We start from the raw sequence: 12,487 nt of genomic DNA, 5'->3' as shown, positions 1-12,487 counted from the left end.
TTTAAGATAATCAGTGCTAACGGAGGATAAGAAGCGGTTGTTGCGTCTTTTGCAGCATTTCGGAGGTATGACTACCGATAAAGAACTGCCGCAACCTGGAATGACCGTAGGCCCCCATCACTATCAGATCGACAGCATTTTCCTCGGCGTAACGAATAAGCGCGTCCCCGACTGATTGCCCGGTAAGATGTGTTGTGCTGTTTTCTATATCCGCGTCACGTAAAATTTGCTGTGCGGTCAGCAGCTCTTCCTTCTTACCGTTTACCATGACAAGGTGGCACTCCAGCCCCCTGAGTAAGGGACTCATCGTCAGACGTTCCAGGTTACTCCTGCTTTCTTCACTGCCATCATAAGCCAGCATGACTCTGGAAGGCACTGAGTAGTTCTCCGGAACAACCAGTAGGGGTTTCTTTTGCAGACGAATAACGCTTTCCAGATGAGAGCCTACCGGATGCTGGCTACCCCGACGCCCCAGCACCATGAGACGAAGGTCGCTCAGCTCTGCCAGAACTTCATCCGGTGTACCGTGTTTTTGCATCAAAAGCACATCCGGGCTTCCCTGTTTTTGAAGCAGTTCAGCACAACTTTCCAGTATTGCTTTCCCCTGGGCCATCAGCAGGCGATTACGTTGCCCTTCAATTTCTACCAGCTCATCGGTCAGCAATTGCTGACTGTCTATGCCGAGAGTGCCGGTCAGGTCTGACACTACCGGGGTGCTGTCTTTTTCGATAACGTGCAACAGTGCTAGCTGTGATTGCAAAGTGCGGGCTGCCCACGCCGCATATTCACACACTGACCGCGTTGAAAGTGAACCGTCCACACAGGCTGTAACAGTATTATTCATAGTTTTCCCTCCAGTCTGTTAATGACCGCCCATCAGTTTTTCGACTTCTTCAGGTTTATCGTGAACACCAAACCGGTCAACGATGGTGCGGGTGGCTTCATTCATCCCACGTATTTCAACCCCGGCGCCCTCTCTACGGAACTTAATGACCACCTTATCCAGGGCGCTGACGGACGTGATGTCCCAGAAATGGGCATGTGAAACGTCTATCACCACATTCTCAATCGCTTCACGGAAATCAAAGTGGCTCGTAAAGCGGTCTGCTGATGCAAAGAATACCTGGCCGGTGACGGTATACGTCCGGCTCGTCCCCTCCAGAACTGAGGTTACACGCATGAACCGGGATACTTTAGTGGCAAAATTGAGCGAAGCAATCAGTACACCGGTCAGCACACCGAAGGCCAGATTATGTGTTGCCACCACAACCGCGACGGTGGCAAGCATGACCACGCTGGTTGAAAGGGGGTGTGTCCGCAGGTTGGCAATGGAGCGCCAGGAGAATGTCCCGATGGAAACCATAATCATCACCGCGACCAGCGCTGCCATCGGAATTTGGGAGACCCAGTTGCGCAGGAACACAATCAGGCAAAGCAGCACCACGCCCGCCGTGAGGGTTGAAAGTCGTCCGCGTCCACCGGATTTTACGTTGATAACAGATTGCCCAATCATCGCGCAGCCTGCCATTCCTCCGATAAAGGATGTGCAGATGTTCGCGATGCCCTGAGCTTTGCACTCCCTGTTTTTGTCGCTTGGCGTGTCGGTCATGTCATCCACGATAGTGGCGGTCATCATCGACTCAAGCAGGCCAACCACCGCAAGCCCCGCAGAATATGGCAGGATGATGAGCAGCGTCTGAAGATTTAAAGGCACGTCCGGGAGCAGGAAGACCGGCAGACTGTCGGGAAGTTTCCCCATATCCCCGACGGTTCGCACATCCAGATGCAGCCACATGGCAATCCCAGTCAGCACCACGATGCACACAAGCGGTGAAGGAATGGTTTTGTTGATATAAGGGAAGAGATAGATGATCCCCAGCCCTGCCGCAGTCATGGCATAAACATGCCATGTCACATTGGTCAGCTCAGGCAACTGGGCCATAAAAATCAGTATTGCCAGTGCATTAACAAACCCCGTGACCACTGAGCGTGAAACAAAACGCATCAGCCCGCCAAGCTTCAGATATCCGGCTATCAGCTGGAATACCCCGGTCAGTATGGAGGCAGCCAGTAAATACTGTAAGCCATGATCTTTCACCAGCGTCACCATCAGGAGAGCCATTGCACCGGTGGAGGACGAAATCATCGCCGGACGTCCGCCAAAGAAGGCCATAACGAGAGGAATACAGAACGCCGAGTAGAGGCCCACCTGGGGATCAACACCGGCGATAATGGAAAAGGCGATCGCTTCTGGAATGAGTGCGAGCGCGACAACAATACCGGCCAGAACGTCACCACGGACGTTACCCAGCCAGTCCTTACGCGTCGAGGACAGCAACATAGTAATTTCTCAGTTTTTAGATACAGTCAGCCCTGGAGGGCTACATTTTTACGTACGGTAAAGCACATCCGCAGACGGGATGTTATTGAGTGCGTGCTGAGGCTTGCTCAGTACGACAGAGGAAGGAAAAACTCAGGGTGGCGTAATACGCATAGCGGTTGTCAGATTCTCCATAGCGGATGTGTATATATTGTCGGCTCTGTTGTCAGGAAGAACTTACAGAACACGTCGCGTTTGAACATGAAACACTTCAAAGCAGCCCAATACTACAAATAAAGCGAATACGGGGTCAACCCAACAAGGTACTCAAACGAAGAGGTTAAGATGCGATTTTTATCCAGGAATTCAATATTATCAAAGGACATTTGAACTTTGCCCCACCCCGGACATCTCTACTTAGCTTTGACATAAGTTATTGATTCATATGTGGTTATTTTTTAACATTTACGTTTCACGTACTGATAGATTGCCTTTGAAGCCAACGCTGACCGTCATTCATCTTGATCAGGAATTTGGGCATCTTCTAAAAACACCTTTGTACGGTAATCATCTTTCCAGCCTAACCAAACTGAATCTTCACCACCGGAAGAAACAACTTTACGGTTTCCTGTGAGATTATCAGCCTGTTCTAAGCATATTGACTGCATATCAATGAGCAAATCAGCTTCTGCGACTTCCGTGCCGCCGATCGTTTCATAGCCGGAAATCAGAACAATTGCCTCAGGGTCTCTTTCGTTCAGCATGGCGATCAACTCTTTCACTTTCATTTTAAGATACCAGTAGTTTATTTGTGTGCATTGCTGATGGATTTTATAGTGCTGCCGACCTTTTTCAAGGTGCTTCCGTTGCTTCCAACGATCATGCTAACGACCTTGTTGTCTGACCTGGTATTGCCGTGGTCATCCTTTTAGAGAAATGCTCCAAAGATCAACATGGCGGCATAGGTTTTCCAGCTTGACCAATCAATCGTGGAACCAAGCAACAGATAGAATGCCAGGGCTACCAGCCCCAGCTTTACTACTAGCGCGATTATTATGGTGAAGATAGACTCATCGCGTTCGCCTTTAAGTATTTTATACCGCGTAATTAAACTGTCGTTTTTCATGTAGCATCCGTTATAGTTATTAAAGTCCTGCATTAGAAGTTGTTATTTGCCGAAGTTACCTTGTATGAGTTAACTGTGGATCCAAAAATACAAAATATAAGCTGTGCCAATTGAAAGGATTAGAAAAGCACAGTTACTAATAAAATCTACTAATGCTTGTAGCTTCTTTATTCTCACAATTGCTGGACCGTGTTCAGTAGAGGTACTACTCAGCCCTTTTGTTCTGGCACTCTCTGCTTTTCTGAAAAAATTGTAATGCAATCCTGACCGCAAGCAAAACCATGCCAAACCAGTCGTTATTACGATATTTATGTAGAAAGCATATTGAATCATTTGTTCAGTTTCGAAGCTTTCCATTGAAAACCCTTTGTTGAAATGTTGAATAAAATTATTTTTAGTAAATGTAAGCAATAAATAGAACGAATATTAATAGTGAAAGATGCAATGCCAACATCTGCTTATGATGCCTTATGAGGATTTCTTCCTTCGCATTCATTAAATCGTACATCTCATCAATATTTTTATTGCTGGTATATTCGAGACGTTCATCACGAAGTAATTTGAACTTTACCAATACGACAAGTGATTTAATAATAAAGCTCGTAAGCATAACAGTTATAGACAAAAATAAAAAATAGGCCAAATTCATATATCACTCCATGGAGATTAATAGAAAAATTTATAATAAGTAATCTCATAGAGCATTACTTGAATCTTCTTCCCATACTAAGGACTCACCGAGAAACTTAGTTAAAGATGATTTGGCATACTGTGGTTCGGAAAAAAAACGTGGGAACCAGCCGTCAAAGCTTTGGGTACCATTGTGACGATTTTCAGGCGAGACTGATAAGCGGTACCCGTCTTCGTAAGGTGAAATGCTAAATGTGTATCCATCATCTGTCTTTGAGATCAGCGTTTTGCATGTCATATGACTGTTTGCTCACAAAGTTACTTTTCTAAGATATCGAAAAGTGTGGATTAGATCATCATTCAGATAGTCTTTTCATCACAAACTTTCCTGCCCACATTATCACAATTATAAAGGTAATAAAACCGATCTGCTCCCAACGTAAATTGGTTTGCTGTTCGGAATCATCCAAATGAATTGCATAAATGTAACATCCGAAGGTAAGCGTGAGTGGAACAACAAGCATCCCTACCTTTTTAGTAATATTTCCAATAAACCACCAATAAAGAACCCAGGAAATAATAGAAGAATAAAAAATTGCTTCTGAAACTATCATATGTAACCTCTTGAATTAGTCGATGCTGTGGGTAAATAAACCCGGACCGTCAAATGATGCAATTGCAAAATATTTAGTAACCATGAATCCTTCGGTTATCTATTTCAGCCATGTATGCAGTAGGCTTTTTTAAGAGATAGATTGGTGAAACGACATTCGTTTTGACTTTATAAGCCAGAATGAAAACACCTGCGGAGCTTGCCATAAGTACCGCAAGAAGAATAGATACCGTTAACTCCTTTGGTGTTTGTATCACCGAAAGAAGAAACAATGCGCTTATGGCTGCAAAAATCCAGCAATATAATGATGCATCCATAAAACCAGCTACAACACTCGATCCAAAAAAAAACCAAAATAAACTTATTAAGATTACTGAGTTTTCATTCATGTCTGTTCCTTGTTATTACTAATTATATTATGCTTTATAGTTGACCGTCAGACTACCCACGGGTTTTGACGAACAAAGTCACGCACTCCATTTATACATGCTTTTGAGATGACTTCAAAATAAGGATGGTTTGATGGAATCATATTCCCGGTATTATCAAGAAGCATAATAGTCCCTAAAGACCGAACCAGTTGATATTCATTGAGCTTACGCTTTAGCAAAGTTTGCAATCTATAAATTGTCTCACCGGAACTGTTACCTTCGATACCTACAACAGAGACCGTACAGTTCACTTCCTGATTATCAGATTGATAATCGAACCAGTAATTTTCGTTGCAATTTCCTTTTTGCGCATGCTCAATTTTGCCAGGCCATTTTACCCATAAAGAAGAGTTGTTTTTAGATCGTAAGATCTGCTTCAGCGTTTCCAATGGATTTTTTTCATCAACCTCAGACCAGGCCGAAATAAATTCTTTCTGCATTGCCTTAGGGTCTATAACGGCAATGAAATCAAATTCCTCTTTATTGATAGAGTTGGCTCGATCTTTGAGATAAAACAGACCGAGTTTATATCCCTTTTCACTTTTCCAGTTTGCTCCCACAGGCTGATAGTCTGTATTTATAAACGGTTTGAAAGTGTGAGTGTCGGGAGAAAAAATTACTGAGGGTGCCAGCACCCGGCCTCGGTATCGTATTGGATTTACAAATATTTTTTCCCCGTCACATAACATTTCAATAATTGCTTTTGTCACAACTACTGAAATAGAAGGTCTACATGTATTTTGATTTATTTCCCCGAGGTGCGCCAAACTTCCATCCTCACTCTTCAACACCTTTGTAAGGCAAGTCGGGCAATACTGTTGATCTCTATAATAAACAGGCATGGTTAGACGACCGGAATCGTTTAGTACCAACTGAAGTAACGGATGAGGCTCTTTCATCATGGTTATTTCTTCCCTTTCACCTTTCTGGGCTTTTCGTTTGCCTGTCTCCACTGCCATGGTGGGACAGGGTTGGTGTCTGCCCATAACCCTTTTGCCTCCTTTTGTGCTGCGGATTCATATTTGATATAGCCAGGGACAATGGCGTTATCTTCGAACCGATAAACCCACGCATATCCACTGTCCACCATAGAGGCATTGATATCATATCCATCTAACCAGATGGTACCTAACATACGGCCATAGATATCCGTACCATGGTCTATCACGGTAACGATTTTAGTTGCTATAGCTGTGGTTAAGGCCTGTTTTGCTTTTTGGCCAAAAGCCTGTTTAGATTCAGGAGCGTCTATACCATACATCCGTATTTTGATGGTTGTGTTTTGAGCATCCAACGCAGTTATGGTGTCACCGTCAACAATCTTAACCACCTTTGCCTCAAAAGTTGTTGAGTTCCCCCAGGACGCCACTGGGAATACAACAATCATGATGGGCAAAAGTAACTTTGTTAAAAAAAACATCATTTCACCTTGATTTGTTGAGTACAGACATGTATCCACAAGCCTATTTACAGGCAGTATTTTAACAAGTCATTATTTCATGGGCGGGCTTAAAACCAATCTTTTTGCAACTTAAAGGCAGAATAATCACAATAAATTTAGAACCTGAACCAAAAAATAATCCAAATTAAGCGTGTTAATCTATCTCAAAGATATTATTCCTGAGAGAGTTTGGATGAAACGTTACACTCATGATCTTGAGACAGACCTGAATGATGTGGATAAAACACCATCTCTGATCCACAAAACTTTGTTAACAGCTTCGACCATTTATGACCTGAAATATCTGGCTCAGGTATTAAATGATGAAAATGGCAGTAATTGGTCCCGTGCATCCCTTAAACGTCAGGTTACATGCATACCTGAGCATTGTGAGCTGAGTATCGCAGATGGACGCTATCTACAGACTTTAATACCTTCACGACCTGCTGATTATGAGGACAGGCACTTTAGCTTTATCGATCTGTTTGCAGGGATAGGTGGACTGCGAAGCGGATTTGATGCCATCGGTGGTAAATGTCTTTTCACGAGCGAATGGAATACTTATTCCAGCCGTACTTACCGGGCGAACTGGTATTGCGATGAGAACGAGCACCGCTTCAATTCAGACATCCGTGACATCACTCTTAGCAACCGGCCCGAGGTTACTGATGACGAGGCATACAAATTTATCGATGCCTCTATCCCGGATCATGATGTTCTTCTTGCGGGATTTCCATGCCAGCCATTCAGCATCGCCGGTGTCAGTAAAAAGAACTCTATGGGTCGCAAACACGGTTTCGAGTGCGACACTCAGGGTACGCTCTTCTTTGATGTGGCCAGGATCATCCGGGCAAAACAACCTGCAATTTTTGTTCTGGAAAACGTAAAAAATCTGAAGAGTCACGATAAGGGTAATACCTTTAACATCATCATGAAAACGCTCGATGAGCTTGGCTACGACGTCGCAAACAGCGAAAGCACGGGCGCGGATGATCCTAAAGTCATCGATGGCCGTCATTTCCGACCCCAGCACCGTGAACGTATCGTCCTTATTGGTTTTCGCCGCGACCTACGTCTGAAAGACGGTTTTACTCTGAGAGACATTAAAGACTTTTATCCGGACAAGCGCCCTTCTCTCTCAGATTTACTGGATCCGAGCGTAGATAGTAAATACATCCTCTCCCCTAAACTCTGGGAGTACTTATACAACTATGCAAAGAAACATGCGGCAAAAGGCAATGGTTTTGGTTTTGGACTAGTAGATCCTTCCAATGTTAATAGTGTCACCAGAACCCTCTCAAGCCGCTATATGAAAGACGGATCTGAAATTCTTATTGATCGGGGCTGGTCTCATGAACTGGGAGAAACTGATTTCCATAACACATACAACATGGACCGTCGGCCACGCATGCTAACGCCACGTGAATGCAGCAGGCTAATGGGCTTCGATAAACCCGGGGAAAGTGTTTTCCGTATCCCTGTGTCCAATACACAGGCTTACAGACAGTTTGGGAACTCCGTGGTCGTTGATGTCTTTGCGGCCGTCGCCAAACTGCTGAAGTCACGAATTGAATTTGCAGCCTCCCAGCGCTTGCGGCAGTTTTACGACGAAGTCAGCTGACCTGAGCTCCTTCATCAATTTAAATGCTTAAGATTGTTGTAATAATGTCAGAGGTCAACCATGACGTATTTCGAATCAGCTGAAGGTGAGACGGTATCTAAAGAACGAGCATTACAAGAACTGTCCAGGCATTGCGTTCCCGAAACAGATTTCGAAGAATTCTTTAGCGACATGGGCGTAAAGGAACAGTATGACGCTCAGGAAGTGTTGCTCTGGTTGGGATATTAAACTTCCTGTTTAGGAGACTACTATGAGCCAAAAATTCGCAGTGATGATTGCTTACGACGACGATCCAAACGTCAAAAGGTATTCACCTGACTTTCAAACGCAGGATGAGTTTGCTAAAGGGTGGCAGTCGGCTCTTAAAAAGGCACACCACACCTCAGGTCAAAAATCAGTCATCACCTGCGGATGTCGTGGAAAAGGAGAAAAGCGACTTTATGTTCGTGCTTTACCGAACGGTGATGCCTTTATTCTCGTCAAAGCCGCTAACACGGGCATTGAGCATGATCCTTCCTGTGTATTCTTCTCCCTTGATGCCCGGCATACCGGCCTGAAAGGATATGCGAGTGGTGTGGTCCGGATTACAACCGAAGGTGATATGGCTGTAAGGCTCGGTATCGGTATGACAGAGAAAGATCCTCCTGAAAAATCAGAAGTGCCTCCCCTGCCCCATGTTCAGCGACCAGAAGGAGGTCAGGCCTCAATGACCCTCCTGGGCTTGCTTAGTCTTTTGTGGACAGAGTCTGGTCTGAATGTCTGGTACCCGAAAATGGCAGGGAAACGTAACGATTCACTGGTACGGTATCGTCTGCTTGAAACCGCTAAACAAATTCGTACCGGCAGAGCCTGCATAGGTGACCATTTATTCATTGGTGTACCTGACCCGAAACAACCTGTCGCTCAGTCGCAAATTCAGCGTCTTTCATCACAGGCGATGAGTGATAAACGTCTCATGCTCCTGTCAGTTTTACCTCGCTACGATGCTGAAAAGCATGAGAAGCCACTTAAATTTTTACCCCTGCGGAATTTTGGGGGGCTACCGCTGATTTTTTTCAATTCAGAAGTCCATTGGGATAGCGTAAAGAAACGATTTTCATCGGAGTACGCAGCATGGAAATCCGGGGCGAAAATAGTTGTCTTTGCGTTGACGTCACCAGCTGCGGTAACCGGCAGAGGCCCTTCTGTAAGAGCTCATCAAATTGTGCTGATGCACGTTAGCGAGAACTGGATACCTCTGGACTCCTCCTATGAGGCGGTTGTTGCAGAAAAGCTGGATGCAGAGCACCGGCAGTACGTTAAGCCCATGCGTTATGATGCGAGTATTAGTGAGGTGTTCCCTGACTTCTACCTGCTCGACACAAAAAGCGATAAGCCGTTCCCGATGGAAGTATTTGGTATGGCCACTCCTGCTTATCTGGCCCGAAAGCAACTCAAAAAAGATTATTACAACCGTGAATATGGGCCTTATGGATGGTGGCACTGGGATGCGACCACAGCATCTGAAACTATGGTGCTGCCTCATTTTCCAGAATCACGCAAACCTCTTTCAACTGACACACCTGCTTAAAATGGAGAAAAAATGTCCTACATGCTTTCGCTAAGCGAACAGACAAAACTGAACGCTTTCCTGTCAGGGATCCTAGATGATTACAAGACTGGGGTTATCACTCAGATACAAGCTGTTGGTAGAATCGGTAACGTGTTTTCTGCTCTGGAAAGTGGAGACTCAAAAAAGGTAGTGCATTTGTTGACTGAAGGACGAAAACTCCTGCGGACGGGCTGAATGTCCGCAGAAGTTCTTATGTGCCAGGGGATGCAGAGAAGTGTATCAACCTGGCTTCATTTATCATGATGTTTTTCTGCTACGCGGCTGTTTTGACTTTCCAGTACCTCCCCCTGCCATTGCACCAGTTAATGTATCAATGGTGCCTTTCAGGGATTCTGAGATTGTTTTCTCCGCCTCCAGGGTAGCTTCCAGCTTCATTACTTTGGCCTGGAGCGTTTTGAGTTCATTGCTTTGTTCAGCCACTTCCGCTTCATAGCCCTGGCTGACCAAAGTTACTTTATTCAGGTCGGCGCTCAGCGACTCGTTTAGTTTATGGAGTTCAGTAAGTTCGGCATTCACCGCCACCAGGTCACCCTCTTTCCCGGACAGTGCACTTTTCAGCTCAGTACAAAGGTTCTGTGCAGCAATCAATTCCTGTTCAAACCTGTCCCTCTCTGCCTTTGTATCTGACACAGTCTGACTTAACTGGTCGCATTGTCTGGAAAGACCGGCGTTATCAGAACGCTGCGTGTTGATCTCTTCGTTCAGCTTTTTTTGATATTCAAGGTGACCAGCGATCTCTGTTTTACGTTCAGCCAGTTGCTGGGAGAGTGAGTCATTTGACTGCTGTGCGAGGCTCAATTCATGCCGTGTGCTATCTAACTGGTGATGGCAGGTTTCGAGTTCTGCTTCGGCAACATTCAGCCTTGTTTCTAACTCCTTGACGGTACTGTCCCGGATCTCTAATCGACCCTGTAGTGCCTGATTCTCAAGTTTCAGCTCATCCATATCGGTAGCGCTTTGCTCAAGCCGCTGTAACAGCTGCGTTACCTCCTCCTCCAGCTGCATGCTACGTGCTTCAGCTTTTTTAACACTATCATTCTGTATTGCGGTATAGCTTCTACGGTAGTGCCAGGTGATGTACGAGATAATATCGCCGAGTGCAACCTTTACCTCATCGGGTATATCCAGGTAACGGGCCTCTTCAGGAACCTCTTTAACATACTTCTGGTACTCCGCGAACATCTCCTGTGACCTTGCAAACGAGCCGCCAACAGCGTTTCTGAGCCAGTGAACTTTGAAGCTCAGATCGATATTTTCCGGGTTAATTTCTTTCTCTTTGCACAGACGTTCGATTGCATTGAAGTAATCGATCATCGCGATAGATGAGTACCTTGAACGACCCATTTCCTTTGATTTTTCAGTGGATTCGCTGCGGATGTCATTCTGCACCTCTGGCGGGGTAGCATCGTTCAGGCTTTTTTCTTTATCATTTTCAATCATCATTTTTTTCCTGCGGCCGGAAGCTGGTTTGCAAAATATATGCTGATAAGATCGTTCAGAGCATTCAGAAGCGAGATACTGTCGATGCAAATATGAACGTTTCCATTCTCAAACAGGCGACACCGCCAGCCATTCTCATCACTGACCTCGCCTGTGAATTCTGTATTTCTCATGGCCGTCAGCCTGTCGACCATACTCAGCCCACCGCCGGTTGCAGGTGTTGGAGTATCAGAACAGATGCATACAATATTCTCAAAGTCGCGTAAACAAAAGTGATTGTCCTGCGAGAAACCGTTGTACCTCAGCACGTTCACACCAGGAAAAATCCCCCGAAGAACAAGCTTTTTTGGCATTGTATATTGCCTGGCATTGCTTTTGAAACTTCGGTCAAGCTTGTTGAGAACATCAACGAAACCTTCTGCAAGGGTGTCTCGTCTGTTAGCCAGTGCATGCTGTAATGTTCCCTTAACAATCTCCAGGGAAGCGACGGGCGGATCCGTACGAAGGGATTCGTTAAAGGCTTCTTTTTGCTTATGGTTCCAGTACCGGTCCATACCTGTTTCTTCAAAGAGCCTTTTCCACGTTTTACGGTCAATTTCCTTACGCCCCTCCTCGATGGTGCGATCCAGTGACGACGGAAGACCAAATGCGTTGGGCTGCATAATTCTGCTGGTGAAGAGAGAGAGACCGCACAGTTCCGACGCTTCCGAGATTAACCGCATCCCTTCTTCGAATTTCTGCATGGCCATATCCCGGGCGCTGATGAGCTGCCCTGTCCGGCTCGCCGGTACTGGCTCAGAACCCTGGTTTTGAGTCATTTTACACTCCATTTTGGTATGTCAGAACATTTTGATTTGAGCAAAGGTAGGTGTACACAGACATTAAAGTTGTCTCCTTTAACATGAAAAAGACTTTAAAGTTGTCTACTTCTTCAGATAGACCTACTTAACAGGATACTAAGTAGGTCATCTCCTTTCTCGCGTAGCATCTCTCGACGTTCACAGCAGAGGACACGTTTCAAAATGTCATCCAAAATTTTTTTCCATTATCTGACGTTGGGTGATTTTGATGGTCAGCGAGTAGAGGCTTTAACGGCACTGTTGCAAATAGTCGGTGGTGATAAACTTATCATCCCCTTTTGCTGATGGAGCTGCACATGAACCCATTCAAAGGCCGGCATTTTCAGCGTGACATCATTCTGTGGGCCGTACGCTGGTACTGCAAATACGGCATCAGTTACCGTGAGCTGCAGG

Annotated in this window: 13 protein-coding genes and 1 pseudogene; 4 read left to right on the top strand and 10 right to left on the bottom strand. The window is 45.3% G+C overall.

The window, feature by feature from the left end:
* Positions 1-16 precede the first annotated feature (16 nt).
* The 8 genes from ACMWKA_RS21735 to ACMWKA_RS21700 all read right to left on the bottom strand — a co-directional run bounded on the left by ACMWKA_RS21735 (position 17) and on the right by ACMWKA_RS21700 (position 6,540).
* On the bottom strand, positions 17-844 hold the full coding sequence (locus tag ACMWKA_RS21735) for a universal stress protein (protein ID WP_001066652.1): 828 nt from the start codon (positions 842-844) through the stop codon (positions 17-19).
* An 18-nt stretch (positions 845-862) separates the two neighbouring features.
* The gene (locus ACMWKA_RS21730) at positions 863-2,341 is read right to left on the bottom strand and encodes a SulP family inorganic anion transporter (RefSeq protein WP_000927306.1); all 1,479 of its coding nucleotides are present in this window, start codon (positions 2,339-2,341) and stop codon (positions 863-865) included.
* A 491-nt stretch (positions 2,342-2,832) separates the two neighbouring features.
* Positions 2,833-3,108 (bottom strand): hypothetical protein, encoded by a 276-nt coding sequence (locus tag ACMWKA_RS21725; protein WP_000864986.1) that lies wholly within the window; start codon positions 3,106-3,108, stop codon positions 2,833-2,835.
* Positions 3,109-3,248: 140 nt separating this feature from the next.
* A complete protein-coding gene (locus ACMWKA_RS21720) occupies positions 3,249-3,446 on the bottom strand; it encodes a hypothetical protein (RefSeq protein WP_001371914.1) in 198 nt (65 codons plus the stop codon).
* A gap of 986 nt (positions 3,447-4,432) precedes the next feature.
* The gene (locus tag ACMWKA_RS21715) at positions 4,433-4,690 is read right to left on the bottom strand and encodes a hypothetical protein (RefSeq protein WP_000637193.1); all 258 of its coding nucleotides are present in this window, start codon (positions 4,688-4,690) and stop codon (positions 4,433-4,435) included.
* Between the two features lie 73 nt (positions 4,691-4,763).
* Entirely contained in the window at positions 4,764-5,078 is a 315-nt protein-coding gene (locus tag ACMWKA_RS21710; RefSeq protein ID WP_001005009.1) for a hypothetical protein, read from the bottom strand.
* 47 nt (positions 5,079-5,125) lie between these two features.
* Positions 5,126-6,022, bottom strand: coding sequence for a hypothetical protein (locus ACMWKA_RS21705; RefSeq protein WP_000975181.1), 897 nt, complete (start codon positions 6,020-6,022; stop codon positions 5,126-5,128).
* 2 nt (positions 6,023-6,024) lie between these two features.
* Positions 6,025-6,540 carry a thermonuclease family protein gene (locus ACMWKA_RS21700; protein ID WP_031942328.1) on the bottom strand — a complete coding sequence of 172 codons (516 nt, stop codon included), beginning with the start codon at positions 6,538-6,540 and terminating at the stop codon, positions 6,025-6,027.
* A gap of 214 nt (positions 6,541-6,754) precedes the next feature.
* Between ACMWKA_RS21700 and ACMWKA_RS21695 the strand changes: the two genes are divergently transcribed.
* The 3 genes from ACMWKA_RS21695 to ACMWKA_RS21685 are packed head-to-tail and all read left to right on the top strand — an operon-like array spanning position 6,755 to position 9,752.
* Positions 6,755-8,182 carry a DNA cytosine methyltransferase gene (locus ACMWKA_RS21695; protein ID WP_000833382.1) on the top strand — a complete coding sequence of 476 codons (1,428 nt, stop codon included), beginning with the start codon at positions 6,755-6,757 and terminating at the stop codon, positions 8,180-8,182.
* A 60-nt stretch (positions 8,183-8,242) separates the two neighbouring features.
* On the top strand, positions 8,243-8,410 hold the full coding sequence (locus tag ACMWKA_RS21690) for a hypothetical protein (protein WP_000220758.1): 168 nt from the start codon (positions 8,243-8,245) through the stop codon (positions 8,408-8,410).
* A 22-nt stretch (positions 8,411-8,432) separates the two neighbouring features.
* Positions 8,433-9,752, top strand: a complete 1,320-nt coding sequence (locus tag ACMWKA_RS21685; protein ID WP_000078514.1) for a DUF1173 family protein — start codon at positions 8,433-8,435, stop codon at positions 9,750-9,752.
* Between the two features lie 279 nt (positions 9,753-10,031).
* Here the strand turns inward: ACMWKA_RS21685 and ACMWKA_RS21680 are convergent, their stop codons facing one another.
* Positions 10,032-11,237, bottom strand: coding sequence for a hypothetical protein (locus ACMWKA_RS21680; protein ID WP_001572381.1), 1,206 nt, complete (start codon positions 11,235-11,237; stop codon positions 10,032-10,034).
* The gene (locus ACMWKA_RS21675; protein WP_000193209.1) at positions 11,234-12,052 is read right to left on the bottom strand and encodes a DUF4942 domain-containing protein; all 819 of its coding nucleotides are present in this window, start codon (positions 12,050-12,052) and stop codon (positions 11,234-11,236) included. Before ACMWKA_RS21675 ends, ACMWKA_RS21680 begins: the two co-directional genes overlap by 4 nt.
* A gap of 338 nt (positions 12,053-12,390) precedes the next feature.
* Here ACMWKA_RS21675 and ACMWKA_RS21670 point away from each other — a divergent pair.
* Positions 12,391-12,487: pseudogene (locus ACMWKA_RS21670) on the top strand (IS6 family transposase); the annotation flags it as partial.

This window comes from Enterobacter sp. 03-F-07-AD-ECC (assembly GCF_047530935.1).
Taxonomy (GTDB): domain Bacteria; phylum Pseudomonadota; class Gammaproteobacteria; order Enterobacterales; family Enterobacteriaceae; genus Enterobacter; species Enterobacter cloacae.
The sequence above is the reverse complement of the archived record's forward strand: the minus strand, read 5'-3'. Positions and strand labels throughout refer to the sequence as shown.